Genomic DNA, 20,722 nt, shown 5'->3' with positions numbered 1-20,722 from the left:
TGGAAATCCCCTCGCGAGTTCCTTTACCATTTCCTCAATACCAGCGAGGTCATCTTTTCTTGAATTTGTGTAACACATCATTGACAAACCAACATATTTTCCGTTTTTCCGCCCGGGTGAACAGAAAAGCAGGACCGCTCTGAAAGCAGTCCTGCATATGAGTAAAGATTCTGTTGCAGATGATTACGCTACAGCTTCTACGCTCCACAAAAAGGCTTTACCCTTCACATGAGAGTTGATACGGGCGGTATCGACCGTCGTGATCATGCCGTCGCCGTTGACGTCGGCACACTTGAACTCATAATCATTCAGCTCACTCATAGTACGCGCCATGGAGTTCGCTTTGCCGAAGTCGACAGTCGTGACCTTTCCGTCGCCGTTGATATCGCCGACCGGATGGATCTTGACGTCCATCGTGACGTCGTCGTCAACAACCGTCACGTCATACTCACGGGTAACGTGATCCTTCTTGGATACGCTCAGCGTATATTCGCCCGCGGGAACATCGTAGAAAGCATAATCGTCGGCGGACTCACTGGACTTGACGAGCGTTTCATCGGTCTTGGAGACCAGCTCGGCAGTCACAACCTCATCTGTGCTGAGGAAGCTCGTCACGTTTCCTCTTACGGTAACCCCGGTCTCAGTCTTGCTGTCGTTTGACAAGAGATAGAGCTGACCGCCGTAGAACGGATTACAGGTACCGATGTACAGACCCTCATCGGTAGACAGGAAGCTCGGGCAGCCATAATTATACTTATCGCCGAAGCCGTCCTTTGTAATGCACTGGAAGTTCTCACCGTCATTGGTACGATACAGATCGAAGCCCCAATCATCCTCGACAACGGCATTATTGATGTATAAATACATGCTAATGCCTTCCCAGTCGATATTCTCAACGATCTCCTTGAGCTGTTCCTCAAGCTCCTGAAGCTTCATCATCGCAGCCGCGAACGCCAGCTTGAGCTCCTCATACTTGCCGTTGAGCTTTTCAATGCCTTCGTCAGCCATCGCCTTGAGCTCCTCTGTCAGCTGAGCCTTATATACATCAACGATCTGCTTGTATGCGTCTGCGGTAGCGCTAAGCATCTCGCCCGCTTCGACGAGTCGGTTGATCTCATCCTTATACTGATCGATCAACTGATTGACATAAGTATCGATTGTCTGCTTGATATCATCGGTATTGACATCAAGATTAAAGCCGGGAGCATTTATCCTTTCTTCAAGCTGCTTGAGCTGTTCCTCAGTCAACAGATCTTTGAAGAAGCTCAGGTCTATGCCGGCGGCGTCGTCGATCTCTGCCGGGATATCATCGATACCGGTAGCGGCGATATCCTTGTCATTCTCCAGCATATTGCCGATAATGCTCTTGACAAGGTCCATGATTACCTCTTGTCTGACCTGCATGATCCAATCGGTGATCTGGGCGACCGCTTCATCCGTATTGCCGTACTCCGAGATCAGGTCGAGCACGGATCCGTCAAACGCAGCGTCGGGATCCTTACCTGCCTCAAGCAACGCCTTGAGCTCCTCAAGCTTCTCTTTGAGCTTATCCAGCGCCTCGCTGCCCTTGCTCTTTGCGATTATGGAGAGCAGGTTATTGATGTAACCGATCTTTTGAACGATCTCCTCCTTAGACATAGAGAAGAAACTGCCGTTGGTCAGCTGGGTCAGATAGTTGTAGAAGATACCGGCGTCCATGGTCGCAATATACAGATCGCCTTCGTGCTCGCCGAGTCTCCAGACATATTCGTTAGTGGTACCCTCCATCAGCTTGGTGAATTCCTCGAGCTCCTCAAACTTACCGGTCTCATCGTTGAGCTTCCAGACCTTCTGAGGATTGTGGAGAGAATCATACAGATAGAAGAGATATTCGGACGCCTTGACATCCTTGCCCGCAAGCTGCTGCAGAGCACCCGCAAAAGCAGAAGCCTCGCCGCCGAAGCTGTGGTCAAAGTTGTAGGCATACAGCTCGCCGTTGTACTCATAAACGGAACCGATCAGCGAACGCATGGTACCGGGCTCGCCGCCCTCTATATCGGACAGGCCGGGGTTGTTGATGCCGTTGGTATTACCTGCGACCTCCGTCCAGATCCATCCGTACTCGTTTGCCTGCTCGCCGTCCTGTGCGGGACGCCCCTTGTAAATAACGAAGCCCGCATGAGTCGGAGCAGTCGCATAGATGTAACCGTCGTGGTTCGCAAGCTCCCAGATCGGAGCGCCTGCCCAGCTGGTGTGGATCGGATCATAGGCGGTCGTGCCGAAATCTCTGTAGTCGGCGACGCGCTCCCAGACGGTATCATCCTCGTTGCTCTTACGCAAAACAGCCATCTTCGCGACAGGAGCGGTGGTTCCGTCATAAACAGGCGTACGATCGTCGGCGCCCGCAAAGAACAGATGTCCGTCATACTCGCAGTTAGCGCGCAGAGAAACGGAACCCATGGTCTGGAAAACCTTGGTGAAGTTACCCTCGGTATCCAGCTTCAGGATATACTGCGGGTTGGTAGGCAGAGCGGAGTAGGAGCCAAAGTACACATTGTCGCCGAAGGTGACAGCCATACGGAAGTAATCGCCCGTATCGGCAGTGTAGATTACCTTGAACTCACCGGACTGGCGGTTATAGCTGATAATGTTTGCGCCCTCGTTAGCGTCATTGCGCGGGATATCGCCGTTAGCGACCACGTCGATCATCGCCCAGAAGGTGTCGATATCGATACCCGCCTTCGCGAACTCACCGCCGTACATATTTACCAGCGCACTGGCGATATTACGGGTGGTTGCGATATAGATCTCGTCGCCGCGCATCGCAAGACGCCACGTATAGCTGTTCTCACGATCACCTCCCTCGATCAGACCGTCAACCTCACGTTCTCCGCGGTCGGGGTTGGAGATCTTGGTCACGGTGAAGGGCTTTTCATCGGTCTCCGCCGCGCCGGCCGAAAAGGCAGCTGCACAGCAGGAAGAAACCATCAGCACTGCAAGCAGCAGGCTGATCAGCTTTTTGCTAAGCTTCATATTGTGTCCTCCTTTAAAAAAATTATAATAGCACCTCGCTATAATTAGAAGGATTATATCAAATGATTTAGAAAAACACAAGCAAAATCAAGAATATTTTCAAAAAACTTTGAGAAAACAGAAAAAGAACGAACGGGGCCGTCGCACTAAGAAATGCAACAGCCCCTCAGAGTGTCATTCTGAGCTTCTATCATGTGTAATCTTACGGAAAGTCGAGCACTTTCAGATTCTTCGGAGGAGCCTCAGAATGACATTTTTGTTTTGCGACAGCCCCATCCGCTCTGTTTCCTTATAAAATAATACAGATCAAGCCGTTGCAACCGTCGTTGATGATCTTCTCCACGGTCTCCCCTATCTTCAGCCTTGCTTTATCGGGCATACGATACAATTTATTATGCAAGCCCTCGTTCACAAGGTCGCTGACCGACTTGCCGAAGATATTGCTGTCCCAGATCTTCGCGGGACTTTCTTCGAACTCCTTGAGCAGATAGGTCACCAGCTCCTCGCTCTGCTGCTCCGATCCGACGATCGGCGTGACCTCTGCGGTCGTTCGCACGCGCATCATGTGGATAGACGGCGCGCTCGCCCTGAGGCGGATACCGTACTTGCCGTTCTGGCGCACGATCTCGGGTTCCTCAAGGCTTAGCTCCTCCATCGTCGGCATGACGATACCGTAGCCCTTATCGAGCACCTCCTCATACGCCTTTCCGATACGGTCGACGCTGTCCTTTGCTGCCGCCAGCTCACAGATACTCTGCATCAGCTCGCGCTCGGAATGGATCTCCAGTCCGCTCTTTTCGGTCAGCACGCGGTAGAACAGATCGCCGTCGAGCCGCACGCGCAGATCAGCTCTGCCGGTACCGAGATCCATGTTGCAAAGCTCTGCTTCTGCGATATAATCATTTTCGGATAGATCGGCGGCGGCGTCCTGAACCTCGCGAATACGAGAGATATCCTTTGCACGTTCGCGGATCGAGCCGAATACCGCGCGCCGCAGCCAATTCTCCTTTTCAAGCCCCTGCAGCCAGCCCGGGATATCCACATGGATCTCTCGGATCGGGAACTCGAACAGGATCGCAGCAAGGATCCCCTTGACTGTATTTTCATCCATCAGGGCGCAGTCGACCGCGATCGCCGGAGCGCCGTACCTGCGGGAGAGAGACGACGCCATCGCCGCCGATGAAGCGCTCTCGGGAGCAGTGGTATTCAAAAGGATCACATAGGGCTTTCCCGCCGCCGTAAGCTCCGCCGCGACGCGCTCCTCAGCCCGGACATAATCCTCCCGGTCGATATCGCCGATCGAGCCGTCGGTGGTCACCAGAATCCCGATCGTACTGTGATCGTCGATCACCTTCTTGGTGCCGAGCTCCGCCGCTTGACGGAAGGGCATCTCCGTCTCGCTCCAAGGCGTTCGTACCATACGCTCGCCGTCCTCTTCAATATATCCCATCGCCGACTCCACGATATATCCCACACAGTCGATCATTCTCACGCGCAGATGGGCGTTACCCTCGAGGGCAACGGGTACTGCGTTCTCGGGTACGAACTTAGGCTCCGTAGTCATGATGGTACGACCCGCGGCGCTCTGAGGCAGTTCGTCGATCGTCCGCTCGCGCAGACTGTCATCGGTGATATTCGGAACGACAAGCGTATCCATAAAACGCTTGATGAAGGTTGATTTTCCCGTGCGCACAGGTCCGACCACGCCGATATAAATATCGCCGCCCGTGCGACTTTCAATATCCTTATAGATACTTCTCTCTTCCATATGTTCCTCCGTAATGGTAAATCGTGATTTATACTGTTATGCCGAGGGGATCAGGAGCATCGTGCCCTTGATGACTTTGTCGCCGTCTATTGCATTTTCCGAGCGGATATCTGCGGGACGTGACGAAAAACGCTTCGCGATATCCCACACGCTGTCCGAACCGTCGGCATAATACAGGATCAGCGAGCCGTCCGCCTCGCGCACCGGCGCGTCATCGTCAGCCGTCACCGCGTCAACCGCGGAACAGTTCAGTCTGCGGCACAGGGTCATTCGATAGTTGATCTCCGCCCTGATCTCCAGCGAACTGCCGTCCGTAAGTCGGTAGCTCAGGCTCTCGACAGCCGTGCGAAGGCTCTCGACGGTGTCACAGCCGCCGGTATCGGGCCGATAGCTGAATTCGACATCACGTCTGACGTAACGCAGCTCACCCGCAGGCGTTTCGTACAACACGCCGATACACAGCTTGGTGCTTACGAGCACCCCGCCGTCGATCTCGGAAGCTGAAGAAACAATCTTCTCGCAATTTACATCATAAACCTTACCGATCTCCTCATCCACGCTCAGCGCCGCCTTACAAACGTCCGTATAGGCTCGGCACGAAAGCTCGCCGAGACAGGAGAACGGCATCAGTCGGACATCGACATCACGGTCGGTGGCAAAGGCGTCGCTCAGAACCTCAAGCTCCTGAGCACGGTAGCACAAAGCGCTGAAGGAAAGCCTTGCGTCCAGTCCCAACACCCGGGAGCCGTCAAGCGCGTCATCGCTCAGGCGCAGCTCCTCGCTCATCACGGACAGCTCGCCGTCGATCACAGCGTCCTCCCCCGCTCCGTCACAGTCTATCACCCTCGACAGCGGAATGCTGTAGGAAAGGCACTGTATCCCGCGATCCTCACCGCCGCTGAGATACAGGATGTCCAGCTTCAGCTCTCCCGTGAGCATGATCTTGTTGTGGATCGCCTTCAGCTCCGTGATACGGGCAGACAGTCTGTGAGAAAGCAGAGCGCTGATACCGTCCTTTTCTCCCGCGGGGATATCCTCCTGAACGTTAAAGCTCTCGGTACACACGCCGCACAGAGACGATGCTTCCATGACCTCGCTCTTCATCTGTAAATCTTCCTCTGCCTCGCAGGTACAGTAATCGACGCTGTCGGCAGTAACGACAGTCGCACATAGGGAAAACGCTCCATGCAGGCTGAGCTTTCGCGGACTCAGCGCACGACAATTGATATACTCGGGCTTCGTCTCAACATACACCGCGCAGTCGCTTACGCTCTCGCCCAGCGGGAAGCTCTCGGAAAAAGGCTGCGTATATTCATACGAGCGGGGCGTACCCTTATCGCCGTCGACATAAATCACACGAACACACGATCCGCCCTCGACGTTAAGCCGGTCGCCGCTGACATTAGACAGATACACCTTCGGAATCAGCGTACAGGACAGGATCCGCTCGATGTCGGGACAGTAGTCAGGCAGAGTCAGCTCAAAATCCACCGGCTGTTCCGCCGCCGTGTGCAGAACATCCCTGCGGCGGGACAGACTCTTCTTAGTCAAATGATATTCCATCTTTTTCGCTCCTTATCGTATTGTGTTACAGTATATGAAAAGGAAACCCGGAATATGATAATACATGTTCTGATTAATCCAAATAAAAAGCTCCTCCGAAGATCGAAGGAGCTCAGCTCGGTTTATTCAAAAATCGGTTTGCCGACCTCGGCATAGATTTCGATCCCCGCCAGATACCGCTGGATCTGCGAAACGTCGAAAACCGTGACCTCCGCGTCAAGATCGACGTCGGCGGCTTTTTCATTCACGGTGTTCTCGGACACGATCTGAGCAAGCAGTCTTTGGATCAGCGTTACGTCAGGGGCGCTGACTCCGCCGTCGCCGTCAGCGTCGCCGAGGGTGTATAAGGGCTCGGAGGCTTCGGTAGGCGCTTCGGTCGTTGTCTCAGTCGGAGCTTCTGCAGGCGGCTCAGTAGGTCGAACGTAGACAGAGTTGATATCAAAATCAGAGAGATCGATCATTCCCCAGCCGTAGGTATTGTCAAAACCCTTCTCGCCGAGATCGACCGCGTGCTGCTTAAAGATCTCATAGATCTCCGCCTGGTTCAGGCTCTTGTCCCAGGTTTTGAGCAGAGCGGCGGCAGCGGCGGCATGAGGCGCCGCGAGAGAGGTACCTGAATCGAGGAACATAGCGGACTTGCGCGGCGCGAGCACGTTCATACCCGGCAGAGCAAAGTCAATCACGGAGCCGTAATTAGCCAAAAGACCGAGGGTATTGTTCTTGTTCACGGAGGTTACGGTAATAACGTTATCCTTATTTGCGGGGTAGCGAAACAACGCGTCCGAATCCTGGTTACCTGCCGCTACGACCACCACCGCATTACGGGATACAGCCTCCGCAACAGCGTCGTCCAGCGAGTGATAAGTGTGGTTTTTGTCATCGCCGCTCAAGCTCAGGTTGATAACGTCGGCGCCGTGATCGAGCGCATAGTAAATGCCCTTGGCGGTATCTGCCATATTGCCGTCACCCTTTGCGTTCATGACCTTGATCGGAAGGATCTTGACATTCGAGGAGGTACCGTCGGCGATAACGCCGCACACCTCGGTACCGTGATACTGATCGTCGTCATAATTCGTATTGTTATCGACAAAGTTGTAACCTTCGTCCAGAAAACGCCCCTGTAAGTATCGGTTGGTCTTTTTGAGTCCGGTATCCAGCACCGCGACGCGAACCTCGGGAAGGGTTCTGCCGCTGTTCTCGAGCTTCTTCTGCAGAAGGTCAAGTCCCATGTGCTTAACGCCCCAGCTCATGTAGCCAAACAGATAATTATTGAGTGCGCCGCTCTCTGCCTGATCCGCCTCTGCGGCACTGACGTGAACACACACGGCGGACATCATCATGATCGCAGCCAATATTACCGATAGTACGCTAAGTCTCCTCATAAAAACACCCCGGATTGTTGATACATCCAGTGTATCACATCCGAGGTGCTATTTCAATCCTTATTTTCCGCTCAGATCAGCGCCGCGACAGCCTTCTCGACTTCCTTCATGTCGGCAGTCGGCTCAAAGCGCGCGACGACGTTGCCCTCACGGTCGACGAGAAACTTGGTGAAGTTCCACTTGATATCGGGGCTGTTCTTGTAATCCTTATCAGCCTTCTTCGCCATCGCCTTCATCGCAAGAGCGGCTACGCCCTTACCGAAGCCCTCGAAGCCCTTCTGACTTTTGAGATAGGTGAACAGCGGGAGCGCGTTCTCGCCGTTGACGTCGCTCTTCTTCATCTGGGGGAACTGCGTATTGTACTTCAAGGTGCAGAACTCATGGATCTCGTCATCGTTTCCGGGGGTCTGTCCCGCGAACTGGTTGCAGGGTACGTCGATGACCTCGAAGCCCTTGTCGTGGTACTGCTCATACATCTTCTCGATGGGCTCATAGTGAGGGGTAAAGCCGCAGCCGGTCGCCGTGTTGACGATCAGCATAACCTCGCCCTTGTAGTTTGCGAGAGGATACTCGTTCCCCTTGCGGTCGTAAAGCGTAAAATCATAGATACTTGCCATAATAATACCTCCTATATATTTATTCGGTCAGATCACCGAAGACAAACTATACGATTTGTCTTGGAAACAACCGTTTTTTATGAACGGAAGCCGTCGTTAATCCGAAATATCGTTATCCATAGTAACGTAGAAGCGATACCCGGGGTGCTTCTCGTGAATCTCGTTTATGATCCGGTCATATAGCGCCTTGCGATCCTTGACATCGAAGCCGATAACGAGATCGAATACCGCCGTCGACGTAGACTTATCGAGCGTAAAGCCGTGCATCTGCAGCACATGCTCATGCGCCATGACCTCGTCGTGTACCTGATGGAACAGGTTATCCGTCTCGGGATCGGAGAGATTGACGGCATAGACCGAGATACCCGTCAGCGCAACGTTATACTTCTGATAGATATCGGCAGTCATACGGCGCTCCAGTACATCCAGCGCCGTAGCGTTCATCGTATCGGAAACCTCGATATGCACCGAACCGATCAGCTGATCGGGACCGTAGCTGTGGAGGATCAGGTCATAAGCGCCGCTGACGCCGTCGTAGGTACAGAGCTCCTGCTTGATCTTTCGGCTGAGCTCCTCGTCGATGCGTTCGCCGAGGATACGGGAGATCGATTCGAGGAGCATTTCGACGCCGGACTTGATAATGAACCCGGAGATGACTACGCCGAGGTACGCTTCCAGCGATACGCCCCAGATCAGGTAGATGATCGCCGCTACCAGGACCGACGCGGAGATGATCGCATCCAGCAAGGCGTCCTTACCGGACATGATCAGCGAATCGGAGTTGACCTTCTTGCCGGTATGGGACACGTACGTCCCCAGCACGATCTTGACGACGACCGCAACCGCGATGATGATCAGCGAAATCGCGCTGTAATCGGGAGCTTCGGGTGTGATGATCTTCTTGACCGACTCGATCAGCGAGGTTAGACCGGCGTAGAGCACCAGCATCGAAATCAGCACCGCGCTGACAAACTCGACCCTGCCGTAGCCCAGCGGGTGCTTCTTATCCGCGGGTTTGGTCGACAGCTTCGCGCCGATGATGGTGATGATCGACGAGAGCGCGTCGCTCAAGTTATTGACGGCGTCCAGAACGACGGAGATAGAATTCGCGATCAGTCCGACCGCCGCCTTGAAGCCCGCCAAAAAAAGATTGGCAAGAATACCGATAAAGCTGGTGCGTACAATAACCTTTTGTCTGTCCATTACTGTTCACCTTTCAATAGTTGATATAAGATACGGTATAAATCCCGTGCTTCCTGTTCGCTCAGATGGATGCAGGAGCCGATCGCCTCGGGGATATGGGCTGCCTTACTCTGTAACGCCCTTCCCTCGTCGGTCAGCGCGACCGTGACAACACGCTCGTCGGCGGTGTCGCGCGAACGGGTCAGGTAACCCGAGGACTCAAGCTTCTTGAGCAGCGGAGTCAGCGTACCGTTATCGAGATACAGCCGACGTCCGAGCTCCCCTACCGGAATCCCGTCGTTCTCCCACAGAACGAGGAAAACGATATACTGCGTATAGGTCAGCCCGAGCTCCTTCAGATACGGCGTATATAGCGCCGTCACCTGACGAGCCGCCGCATACAACGGGAAACAGAGCTGGTTCTCGAGCTTCATGATTTCATTTACCCTTGGTTCACTCATAGCTTTACCCTCTTGCTTTATTTGACTCAATTATATTTGATAAAATATAATTTGTCAAGAGGCTTTTTGATAAATCCTGTTCTTTTTTGAGCTCTTGCATTATCAGAATGTATATACTATAATATATAATCGAAAAGAGGGATTATATGAGTAAGGCGCTGCAACATTTCAAAACCATCACCCGCCATCGTCATGAAGTGATCCGCAACTGCTTCAAGGCGGGGATACCGTGGCAGGGGCTGAGGCATGATCTGTCGAAGTACTCCCCCACCGAGTTTTTGCAGGGAGCGCGGTACTGGCAGGGCACGCGAAGCCCGAACGACCGCGAGCGCGAGGTAAAGGGCTACAGCGAATCATGGATGCATCACAAGGGGCGCAACCGCCACCACTTCGAATACTGGACTGACTACTCCGCAACCGACCGGAAGATCACGCCCATCGAGATGCCGACTCGCTATGTTGTCGAGATGTTCTGTGACCGTGTGGCGGCGAGCAAGATCTATCAGGGCGACGCCTACACCGACCGCAGCCCGCTCGATTACTTTGAACGCGGCAAGGTTCGCCGTATAGGAATGATCCACCCCGCTACCTCCGACCTGATCGAGGAATACCTGACCCGACTCGCGAATGACGGCGAGGAAAAGACCTTCGCCTACCTCAGAAGGGTGATCAAAAGGGACAGGCAGGAGAGAAAGAAAAGAAAGAAGGCGCTGAAAAATGTCCGCTGAACGACCGGATAACATCGACGACTTTGCGAAGAAACAGCGTACCGCCAGCGTGAACCATGTTGCGATGCGGATGAAGCTCTATCATCACGGCGACCCCGTGAAGGTACAGCACTTTGTCCGCGTCTACACCCTCGCCAAAACGATCGGCGAGCTGGAACACCTCAGCGATGAAGAACAGCTCGACCTTGAACTCGCGGCAGTCGTGCATAACGTCGAGGAGGACGAGCGCGTACCCGTGGTGCGCGATATGCTCCGTGCCTGCGGCATCAACGAGGCGATCAACATGCGCGTATGCCACATGGTAGCGAACGAGTACAACTACGACCACATCGGCACCCTCGATCACCAGATACTGACCGAGGCGATGATGATCGTTGATTTTAAGGAAAAGGATACGCCCGAGGAGGAGATCGTAAGGATCGCCAAGGAGCGTTTCATCACAAACAGCGGCAAGCTCTTCCTCAAACGCGCGTTTAATGTATAAGATATAATTCTATATAAGAATATTAACTATTATCAAAGCAGGTGTTAACATGAAAAAAAGATTGATCTCATTACTTTTGTGCGCTGCGCTGGTATTCTTCGTACCGGCATACTTTTCCGCGGTGAGCGGCGCGGCGATCCTCTACGGCGACGCTGATGATGACGAGGATATCAACGTGATGGACGTCACCTACGTCCAGCGCTATGAGCTGGGCATCCCCATCCCCACCGCCATCAATACCGTCAACGCTGACGTCGACGGCGACGAGGAGATCAACATCATTGACGCAACGCTGATACAGCGTTACATCGCGGGAATCATCGACTCCTTCCCCGTCGAAGCGATGAAGCCTACCGAGGCGCCTACACAGGCTCCCACGATCGCTCCTACCGAGGCGCCTACCGAAGCTCCGACTGAGCCCGAGGACGAAGTGACCAAGATTGGGAACACGATCACCGCACGTTTTACCAACAATAAGAACTGGACGACCGTGAACGCCTATTTGTTCAACAGCAAAACAGGCGCCTATCTCACCAAATGGCCGGGCAAGACGCTGACCAACCCGGTCACGAACGATCTCGGCGAGAAGGTCTACTCGATCACGGCGGACGTAACGCAGTATGACCGAGTGATCTTCAACAACGGCTCTACCCAGACCCACGATCTCCCGCTGACCAAGGCAAGCTCCGGCTACTTCATCCAAAAAGCTCTGAATAATCATTTGATGGCGGGGCTGTATCCCTACGGTCAGGAAGCCGAAGGCAGTATCAATACCGTGAACATGGATTATCCCGACGGATACAAAAAAGCGGTTTACATCTGGACTCCTGCCGGATATGATCCCGCTGACAAAACCAAGAAATACTCCGTACTCTACATGTGCGACGGTCAGAATCTCTTCGGTCAGGCGACCACACTGTCGGGCTATGAGTGGGAGTGTGACGAGACCGTACTTTCCATGATGCAGAACGGCGGCGACGGCGTGATCGTCGTCGGCGTTGCCTGCGGCGATACAAACGCACGACGCAACCATGAGTTGACGCCCAACCTCGGTAAGCTCTCCTCCGCAGTCGGTGGTGATACTTCCTATCAGAACGGCGGCGGCAAGGTGTTCTCTGACTTTGTGACCGACACCGTCATCCCCTACGTCGAGTCAAACTACAACGTCAACTCTATCCGCGGAATCGCGGGCTCGTCCTCGGGCGGTATTGAGGCGTTCTACATCGGCATGGAGAACATGGATAAGTTCCGTTACATCGGCGCTCTCTCCCCCGCCTTCATCCTCTATGACCGGGCGGTCTGGGACAGCTATCTGAGCGCGAAGGATTTCTCCGGCAACGTGCCGCGCATCTACTTCTTCTGCGGCAACAGTGAGAAGGACCCGCTTGAACAGGCGTTGTATCCCAACGCGACTGCGATGGAAGGCTGGATGACAACCCACGGCTATCCCGCCGAGAAGATGATCACCGTAACCGACACGAACGCGACCCACAGCGAGGCGTTCTGGGCGCTGTACTTCCCCGATATGCTCAGCTACTGCCTAGATTTATAAGGCGCGCCTGTGTGTACGTCGTTTCCTTCATGATGTAAAATTTCGAAATCATAAAGCTGTATTGCGTGCTGAGCGTATCAAGCACATGATTTCAACAAGGCAATAAGGGCGGCTCCCGTAATCGGAGTCGCCCTTCGTTATATGTGTTATTACAGAAAGGGGGCTGTCGCTGAGATCCATGCGACAACCCCTTATCTCGACTTATTTTTCGTTTTCAGAAATATATCCCTTCATCCATCCGTCGATCATCGCTTCGCGTACCTGCTGCCAGTTTTGATCGCTCTGATCGGCGTTATACGCCGCGAGCGCTTCACGTAACGCTGCGCGGTAGTTTTCGGAATCGGGCTGGAAGCGGAACGCCCACATCAGGCTGTAGCAACCGTTTTCCTCATAGGCTTTTGCATTGTTGAGGAAGGTATTCTCAGATGTCTTAGCCGCCTTGGTGTACGGCAGCGGACCGAGCTCCTTAACAAGCGCGGCAGACGCATCCTTATTGGAAACGAGCCACACCATGAAATCGACCGTCGCCTTGTTGCTCTCAACGCTGATATTCTCATTGATCGCCCAGTAGTTCTCGGTGCCGACGCACAATCCCGCCTTCTCCTCGCCGTCCACGCCGCAGTAATACGGGATCATCACTGCGTTAGGGATCTTCTCGGCGATCGAAGCAAACTCCCACGAGCCCGCAAGATAAAACGCCGCCTTGCCGTCCTTAAATTCCCGCAATCCGTCATGCCCTCCGGTCAGTTCGGAGGCTTTTGCAGTGGCGTTATTGACAATAAGGTCGTATAGCTTTTTGTAATTATCCATGTATTCACCGGTAAGCGAAGCAGGCGTACGCTCCCACTCATATGTACGGCGCATTTCATAGGCATAATCAACGTTAGCCAAATGCGCTGTGTACTTCCACGAGCTGTCGCCGCCGATATCCACCGCCGCAAAAGCGTCAAAGCCAAGCCACGAGGCGTTACCGTGAATCTCCTCCGCTACCGTTTTCAAGCTGTCGAAATCCTTGATTTCCTCTACGCTGTGTCCTGCAAGCTCCAAATAATCCGGATTCACCGCTATGCCAAAACACTCCTGACAGTACGGGATCGCGACAACACTGTTATTTTCGTTAAACAGGTTGAAGTCCTCGGTGTTCAGCAGCTTCGAGATATCCGTCTTTCCGAGCTCGGCGATATGGCCGCTGAGCCGATTGACGTCGTCCTGTCCGCTGAGTACGAACATCGTCGGAGGCGTATCTGAATTAAGCTCTTCGGCAAGGGTCGACTTATAGTCGCTCTCAGGGGTTTTAACGGTGACGCTGATGCCTTTTTTCTTACTGTAACGAGCGGCAAGCTCCTGCAGTATTCCGTCCAACTCGGGCTTGAAGTTCAGCCAGTAGACATATGCCTTCTTACTGTTGATCTTATCCCAGTTGCTGCATGAGGCGAGCGAGAACAGCATCGCGGCCGCCAGAACGACCGCCAATATACGTTTTACCTTCATATCGGAATCTCCCAAAGTAACGTTCTGTTTACAAGTATAGCCAATTCAGGCTGAAAAGTCAACCATACGAAAGCAGACCGGCGCAAGCAGCGCCGGTCCATAGTCTATTGTATCATCAGCCCTTGACAGCGCCTGCGGCGACGCCCTTGATGATGTACTTCTGACACACGAGGTAGAAGATAATCACAGGGATGATCGACAGCAGGATCAGCGCCATGGTAGCGCCGAGGTCGACCGTGCCGTAGCTGCCCTTGAGGTACTGGATATGGATGGGGATGGTGCGGTACTCGTTGATGTCAAGCACCAGCGAGGGCAGGAGGTAGTCGTTCCAGACCCACATAATCTCGAGGATACCGACGGAGATCATCGTCGGCTTGAGCATCGGGAACACCACCTTGAAGTAGGTGCGCAGCGGTCCGCAGCCGTCGATGGAAGCCGCCTCCTCGATCTCGATCGGGATCGACTTGGCAAAGCCGACGAACATAAAGATCGCCAAGCCTGCGCCGAAGCCCAGATACACGACCGGGATCGTCCACGGGGTATTCAGATGGAGCTTGTCCGCGGTCTTGGAGAGGGTGAACATGACCATCTGGAAGGGTACGACCATCGAGAATACGCACAGGTAGTAGAAGATCTTGCAGAACAGGCTGTTCACGCGGGCGATATACCACGCAGCCATCGAGCAGAACAAGAGGATCAGCGCCGTCGAAAGCACCGTGATGATCACGGTGTACAGCACGCTCTTGTAGAACGGATAGTTGCCGAAGGTCATGCCCTTGATAAAGTTCTGGAAGCCCGCCCACATTTCGCCCAGAGGCAGGGCGAAGGTGTCGGTCTTGACATAGGTATTCAGCTTGAACGAGTTGATAACGACCGAGAGCACCGGCAGCACATAGATGATACAGATCACGCTCAGTACGACCGACATGATCGTCTTACGACGGCGCTCGGAGGCTAAGGTCTCTTGTTTCCTCATTACTGCTGCACCTCCCTCTTACGGGTGTAGCCCAGTTGGATCAGACCGAGACCCGCGACAAGGATGAAGAACATCACAGCCTTCGCCTGAGCGGTACCCTGCGAAGCGGCGTTGGAGCCATAGAAGGTGTTGAAGATGTTCAGCGCGAGCATCTCGGTGGTCTTGATGACGGAGCCGCCCTCCTGGATGATGAAGGGCTGACCGCCGGTGAGGGCGAGGTTCTGGTCAAACAGCTTGAAGCCGTTGGTCAGGCTCAGGAAAGTACAGATGGTGATGGACGGCATCACATTGGGGATGATGACCCTGAACAGGGTCTGCGACTTGGTCGCGCCGTCGATCTTCGCCGCCTCGAGCATGTCCTCGGGGACAGCCTGCAAGCCGGCGATGTAAATGATCATCATGTAGCCGATCTGCTGCCAGCACATGAGGATGATAAGCCCCCAGAAGCCGTACTTCGACTCCATCAGGATCGAAGTACCGAAGTGGGACAGGATACCGTCGAAGATCATCGACCAGATATAGCCCAGTACGATGCCGCCGATCAGGTTCGGCATGAAGAAGACGGTACGGAAGAGGTTGGAGCCCTTGATCCCCTGCGTCAGGAGATAGGCGACAAAGAACGCCAGCACGTTGATCAGGATCAGGCTGACAAGGGCGAACAGCGCGGTGTACCAGAAGCTGTGGATGAAGCTCGGATCCGCGATCGCCTTCTGATAGTTTCCGAACAGGCTCTCTCCGATGGTGGGAAGGAGCTTGGCGTCGGAGGTCGTGCGGAACTTACAGAAGGACAGATAGATGCCCTGGATGAACGGCCAGACAAAGCCGATCACAAAGGCAGCCGCTACGGGACCTAAGAACAGCCAGCCCCAGCGGCGTAAAGGATTCTTGAAAAGTCCTTTTTTCATATGTTCCTCCAGTTCACGGCTCAGCCGTGCGGGTGATACCGATACGGGGATATCGGCGAATTCAAATCCTAAAGAAAATCGGGGCGGACGCCATGCCCGCCCCGAAGACAGTTATCTGATGATACGATAACGGCGATCAGAGGGATCAGCCGTTGATCGCAGCGTACTGCTGAGCCCAACCGTCTACGAAAGCGGTCCGGACAGCAGCCCAGTTGTCGTCACTCTGGTCAGCGTTGTACTGGTTCAGAGCGGCAACCAGAGCGGCACGATACTCGTCGACGTTAGGCTGATAGTTGGTCGCCCAATCCATGACGTAGCAACCGTCTGCAGTGTACTTCGCGGCGTCGTTCAGGAAGCCGTTGGAGGACTTGGCAGCGCTCTTGTAAGGCATGATACCGAGCTGCTCTACCATAGTAGCAGAAGCCTCGGGATCGGTCACGAGCCATACCATGAAGTCGATGGTAGCCTGCTGATCAGCCTCGGAAACCTTGCTGTTGACAGCCCAGCAGTTCTCAGTACCGCAGTTCAGACCGGCCTTCTCTTCACCCTCTACACCGCAGTAGTAGGGGATCATGGTAGCGTTGGGAACATCTTCGGAAACCGCAGCGTACTCCCATGAGCCGTTGACAAAGAACGCAGCCTTGCCGGTCTTGAACTCGTTCTCAGCGTCATGACCGCCGGTAGCGAGATCGGCGGGAGCGGTGAGGGAGTTGTTGATGCACAGATCATACAGGTTCTTGAAGTTGTCCATGTACTTACCGGTCAGGGAAGCGGGGCACTCAGTCCAGCCGCCTGCTTCCTTCTCCTCGTAGAAGTACTCGAGGTTCGCCATATGACCGGTGAATCTCCAGGAGGAGGAGTCGTCCATGTCGGAGGAGGAGAACGCGTCGAAGCCCAGCTCTGCAGCGCGAGCGTGGATATCCTCGGCGACAGCCTTCAGACCGTCAAAGTTCTTGATCTCGTCCATGGTGTGACCGGCCTTCTCGATCAGGTCGGGGTTCACGATGATGCCGTAGCACTCGTAGCAGTAGCCGATGGAGACCAGCTTGCCATCCTCGTCATAGAGGTTGTAAGCGTCGGTATTCAGCTCTTTCGCGATCGCGGTGTCCTTGAGGTCGATGGCATAGTCTTTCCAATCCTTGACGCCCTGCTGGTTGCCGATGACAAACAGTGTGGGCGGGTTGGACTTATCCATCTCGGAGGTGAGGGTCTGGCTGTAGGTACCGGAAGCAGCAGTGACGACCTTGACGTCGACGCCCTTTGCCTCTTTGTATTTCGCGGCGAGGCTCTGGAGTGTCTCGTCGATCTCGGGCTTGAAGTTCAGCCAGTAAACGGAGCCGCCGGTCGCGTCAGCCTTCTTGCCGCTGTCAGCGGATGCTGTGCCGGAGTTACTGTCGTTGGTCTTAGCGCCGCAGGCTGCGAGTGCAGCTACCATCAGGACGGCTAAGACGATTGCTAAAATCCTCTTTGCTTTCATGTTAATATCTCCTTTGTTTATTTATTTCATCACTATTTTCATAGCGTGAAAGCCGAAAAAGCGGAGGCGAAAGCTGCCTCGTTTTCTATCTAATATTATAGTGGATAGACTTGACGATGTCAACAGATTTCACGGATTTTTTACAGTAATTTTTGCAGGAAACGTCAATCGCGCTATAAAAAATATGCTGCATTTTTTCGAAAATTCGGGCGTTTCTATTTACTATTTCCGCCGCAAACGGTATAATAAGCTTAGCGTAAAACGGCAAACGACAAAGGAGGCAGTTGAAATGGCAGTTAATACCCCAAAAGCACTCAGAAATATGGTCATGTACCAGATATTTGTGCGCAACTTTTCAGAGGAAGGCACCTTCGCAAAGGTGAGCGAAAAGCTCGACGGGATCAAGGAGCTCGGCACGGACATCATATGGCTGATGCCTATCCATCCCATTGGAAGCAAAGCCCGAAAAGGCACGCTCGGCTCACCCTACGCGATCAGTGACTACCGTGCGGTCAACCCCGAATTCGGTACCATCGACGACTTTAAGGCGCTGGTCGAAAACATCCACGCCCGCGGGATGAAATGCATCATCGACGTCGTGTATAACCACACCTCGCCCGACTCGGTGCTGGCAGGTGAACACCCCGAATGGTTCTATCACAAAGCAGACGGCAGCTTCGGCAACCGCGTCGGCGACTGGACAGATATCATTGACCTCGATTATTCCAATAAAGAATTATGGACTTATCAGATCGACACGCTTAAAATGTGGGCGGAGATCGTTGACGGCTTCCGTTGTGACGTCGCGCCTCTGATCCCGCTGGAGTTTTGGCTGAAAGCGAGAGAGGAGGTCGAGGCGGTTCACCCGGGCTGTATCTGGCTGAGTGAGTCGGTCGAGCCGGGGTTCATCACCTATATGCGCGGCAGAGGAATGAACGCCCTCTCGGACAGCGAGATCTATCAGGCGTTCGACCTGTGCTATGACTATGACGTGTACGGACGGTTCCGCGACTGTCTCAGCGGTAAGGGAACCCTCGCCTCGTATGCCGAGGCGATTAACCGCCAGGAATACATCTATCCCGACAACTACGTCAAGCTCCGCTTTCTCGAAAACCACGATCAGGCGCGGGCGGCGTTCATGATCCCCGATAAAAGGGCGCTGCGCAGCTGGACGGCGTTCACCTACTTTCAGAAGGGATTGGCGCTCGTTTACGCCGGTCAGGAGTACGCAGCCGATCACGCTCCCTCGCTCTTTGACAAGGACGACGTCTTTGGTGAGGACAGCGACGGCAAGCGCCGGCTGTGTCCCAAAGGACAGCGGATCACCCTCACCCCCACCGCCGACGGCATAACGGCGACGGCGTATGAGGACGACAAAACCGATCCGCAGTTCATCCCGCTCATGCAGAAGCTCGCTGAGATCAAGCGCGACCCGCTCTTCACCGACAGCGTCTATACCGTCAAAGCGCAGGATGAAGCGTTCCTGACCGCGACGCACGAAAAGGACGGCAGAAAGGCGCTGGGCGTGTTCTCCGTCAAGGGGCGCTCGGGCTATGTCGCGGTCGACTTCCCCGACGGCTTCTACCGCGATCTCATCAGCGGCGAGAGCGTCGAAGTATTCCGCGGCGGCGTGATGTGCAGCGGTGCGCCGATCATCCTCATCACGGGATAAAGCTTTTATACTAAAAGCAGACGTATATTTTGCAGATAACATTGCAAATAACAGATCGAAAAGATTGATACTTAGTATGACTGTCTATTTCGTCAAATTTCGTTAAAAATCCCCGCAAGCCTGAGTCTTGCGGGGATTTCTCATGATTGATTATTCGGTGATCAGGTCCACAGAGACATTTTGCCCTTTGCAGCGGAGTTGATACGGCCTGCATCAGCGGTACCGACCTTACCGTCGCCGCCGATGACATCAGCGCACTTGAGCTCATAGCCCTGGAGCAGCGTCTTGTTTCTGGCGTGAGAATTAGCCTTACCGTAATCAGCGGTGGAGATCTTACCGTCGCCGGTAACATCGCCCAGCGGGTGGATCTTCACGTCCTGAGTCACATCAGCGTCGGCTACGGTGATCTCATAGTCGCGGGTCACATGGTTCTTCTTGCTGATGGTCAGGGTATAGCTGCCTGCGGGAACATTTACAAGATTATAATCGTTGATGCCGATAGTGTTAGTAGTGAAGTTGTTATCAACGCCGGTCAGCGTCACTGTTACGTCATCGTCCTTGAGGAAGGAGGTGATATTGCCGCTAACGGTCACGCCGGTAGCCGCAGTTGACTCGGACAGAGAATAAGCGGTGGTGAATCTGTCGTCGAGGACAATGTTCTTCACGATAACTCTGGTCAGATGATAGTCAGCGACAGCAAGCGTGTTGATCTCATTATGGATCTCAGCCTCACCGGCAGCAGTAACGGTATAATGCGTAACGATCAGCGCGGATTCGTCGGTGTCAAAATGGAAGCCATCCTCACCCATCAGGGGAGTGGAAGCGTTGTAAGCGACCTTACCGTCGAGCTTACCGTTCGCTACGGTCTGCTTCTTGGTTACGGGGAACATGGTATCCATATCGGAGATCAGGCCGTCCTTCTCGCTGTACTTGTCGGCGAGGGTAAGGTTAGCAGATGTATAGGTCTGGTTAGCCTTGATGGAGCCGATGGTGCCGATCAAGGAAGTATTCAAATACATGGTGCAGGTAATGGTATCGCCTACGTTGTAGGTACCTGTTGTCGCAACCTCGCCGTACATATCATACAGCGTGACCGTAGCTGTTTCGGCAGCAGTCGCTGCGGCGTCGGTGTTCGCGGCGGAAGCAGCAATAGCGGTTACCGAGCAAATCATGACAAGTGCGAGCACGAGGCTCAATAATTTTCTCATTGGAATTCCTCCTGATTCTTTAATAAAATACCGTTCACATAGCTATATGGCACCGCTATGATAAACTTTAAGTATATTCTATCAAACTTTTACGCCAGTTGCAACAAAAATTTCAAAGAAATTATTAATAATTTTTAAACATTTGATGGTTGCCCGAATACCTTCTGCTTGCACGCGTCTAAACCACGTAGTATAATCATATCAAGAATCATACTAATCCTTGATAAAAAGATTTAATCAGAGA

At 53.6% G+C, this 20,722-nt stretch carries 16 protein-coding genes; 4 read left to right on the top strand and 12 right to left on the bottom strand.

The genetic code is table 11. The features are described from left to right. Positions 1 to 183 precede the first annotated feature (183 nt). The 7 genes from R2I50_RS07910 to R2I50_RS07880 all read right to left on the bottom strand — a co-directional run bounded on the left by R2I50_RS07910 (position 184) and on the right by R2I50_RS07880 (position 9,985). Positions 184 to 3,012, bottom strand: coding sequence for a dockerin type I domain-containing protein (locus R2I50_RS07910; RefSeq protein ID WP_316608608.1), 2,829 nt, complete (start codon positions 3,010 to 3,012; stop codon positions 184 to 186). A gap of 289 nt (positions 3,013 to 3,301) precedes the next feature. Further along, positions 3,302 to 4,780, bottom strand: a complete 1,479-nt coding sequence (spoIVA, locus tag R2I50_RS07905; protein WP_316608607.1) for a stage IV sporulation protein A — start codon at positions 4,778 to 4,780, stop codon at positions 3,302 to 3,304. A 36-nt stretch (positions 4,781 to 4,816) separates the two neighbouring features. Then, positions 4,817 to 6,343: an SPOCS domain-containing protein gene (locus tag R2I50_RS07900; protein ID WP_316608606.1), complete on the bottom strand. Its 1,527-nt coding sequence runs from the start codon at positions 6,341 to 6,343 to the stop codon at positions 4,817 to 4,819. Between the two features lie 122 nt (positions 6,344 to 6,465). Continuing rightward, positions 6,466 to 7,725, bottom strand: a complete 1,260-nt coding sequence (locus R2I50_RS07895) for a S8 family serine peptidase (protein WP_316608605.1) — start codon at positions 7,723 to 7,725, stop codon at positions 6,466 to 6,468. Between the two features lie 71 nt (positions 7,726 to 7,796). Continuing rightward, complete coding sequence (locus tag R2I50_RS07890; protein ID WP_316608604.1) at positions 7,797 to 8,342, bottom strand: glutathione peroxidase; 546 nt, start codon at positions 8,340 to 8,342, stop codon at positions 7,797 to 7,799. Positions 8,343 to 8,438: 96 nt separating this feature from the next. Next, positions 8,439 to 9,545, bottom strand: a complete 1,107-nt coding sequence (locus tag R2I50_RS07885; protein WP_316608603.1) for a cation diffusion facilitator family transporter — start codon at positions 9,543 to 9,545, stop codon at positions 8,439 to 8,441. Further along, a complete protein-coding gene (locus tag R2I50_RS07880; RefSeq protein ID WP_316608602.1) occupies positions 9,545 to 9,985 on the bottom strand; it encodes a MarR family transcriptional regulator in 441 nt (146 codons plus the stop codon). Before R2I50_RS07880 ends, R2I50_RS07885 begins: the two co-directional genes overlap by 1 nt. Positions 9,986 to 10,131: 146 nt before the next feature. On the opposite strand from R2I50_RS07880, the gene R2I50_RS07875 reads away from it, so the two are divergent. The 3 genes from R2I50_RS07875 to R2I50_RS07865 are packed head-to-tail and all read left to right on the top strand — an operon-like array spanning position 10,132 to position 12,749. Beyond that, the gene (locus R2I50_RS07875) at positions 10,132 to 10,713 is read left to right on the top strand and encodes a DUF5662 family protein (RefSeq protein ID WP_316608601.1); all 582 of its coding nucleotides are present in this window, start codon (positions 10,132 to 10,134) and stop codon (positions 10,711 to 10,713) included. Beyond that, positions 10,703 to 11,197, top strand: a complete 495-nt coding sequence (locus tag R2I50_RS07870; RefSeq protein WP_316608600.1) for a hypothetical protein — start codon at positions 10,703 to 10,705, stop codon at positions 11,195 to 11,197. Before R2I50_RS07875 ends, R2I50_RS07870 begins: the two co-directional genes overlap by 11 nt. Before the next feature lie 49 nt (positions 11,198 to 11,246). After that, entirely contained in the window at positions 11,247 to 12,749 is a 1,503-nt protein-coding gene (locus R2I50_RS07865) for an alpha/beta hydrolase-fold protein (protein ID WP_316608599.1), read from the top strand. Positions 12,750 to 12,950: 201 nt separating this feature from the next. Here R2I50_RS07865 and R2I50_RS07860 read toward each other — a convergent pair whose 3' ends face one another. The 4 genes from R2I50_RS07860 to R2I50_RS07845 form a co-directional block, all read right to left on the bottom strand. Continuing rightward, a complete protein-coding gene (locus R2I50_RS07860) occupies positions 12,951 to 14,240 on the bottom strand; it encodes an ABC transporter substrate-binding protein (RefSeq protein ID WP_316608598.1) in 1,290 nt (429 codons plus the stop codon). A 115-nt stretch (positions 14,241 to 14,355) separates the two neighbouring features. After that, positions 14,356 to 15,216 (bottom strand): carbohydrate ABC transporter permease, encoded by an 861-nt coding sequence (locus tag R2I50_RS07855; protein WP_316608597.1) that lies wholly within the window; start codon positions 15,214 to 15,216, stop codon positions 14,356 to 14,358. Continuing rightward, positions 15,216 to 16,121, bottom strand: coding sequence for a sugar ABC transporter permease (locus tag R2I50_RS07850; protein ID WP_316608596.1), 906 nt, complete (start codon positions 16,119 to 16,121; stop codon positions 15,216 to 15,218). Before R2I50_RS07850 ends, R2I50_RS07855 begins: the two co-directional genes overlap by 1 nt. 145 nt (positions 16,122 to 16,266) lie before the next feature. Continuing rightward, positions 16,267 to 17,598, bottom strand: a complete 1,332-nt coding sequence (locus R2I50_RS07845) for an ABC transporter substrate-binding protein (protein WP_316608595.1) — start codon at positions 17,596 to 17,598, stop codon at positions 16,267 to 16,269. Between the two features lie 289 nt (positions 17,599 to 17,887). Here R2I50_RS07845 and R2I50_RS07840 point away from each other — a divergent pair, with 289 nt between their 5' ends. Next, positions 17,888 to 19,270, top strand: coding sequence for an alpha-amylase family glycosyl hydrolase (locus tag R2I50_RS07840; RefSeq protein ID WP_316608594.1), 1,383 nt, complete (start codon positions 17,888 to 17,890; stop codon positions 19,268 to 19,270). Between the two features lie 161 nt (positions 19,271 to 19,431). Here R2I50_RS07840 and R2I50_RS07835 read toward each other — a convergent pair whose 3' ends face one another. Further along, positions 19,432 to 20,478 carry a hypothetical protein gene (locus R2I50_RS07835; protein ID WP_316608593.1) on the bottom strand — a complete coding sequence of 349 codons (1,047 nt, stop codon included), beginning with the start codon at positions 20,476 to 20,478 and terminating at the stop codon, positions 19,432 to 19,434. Positions 20,479 to 20,722: the final 244 nt, after the last annotated feature.

Origin of the sequence: uncultured Ruminococcus sp., assembly GCA_902785355.1 — a bacterium.
In the GTDB taxonomy this organism is placed as follows: Bacteria; Bacillota; Clostridia; order Oscillospirales; family Acutalibacteraceae; genus Ruminococcoides.
Note: the sequence above shows the minus strand (reverse complement) of the source record. Positions and strands in the feature narration are given on the sequence as shown.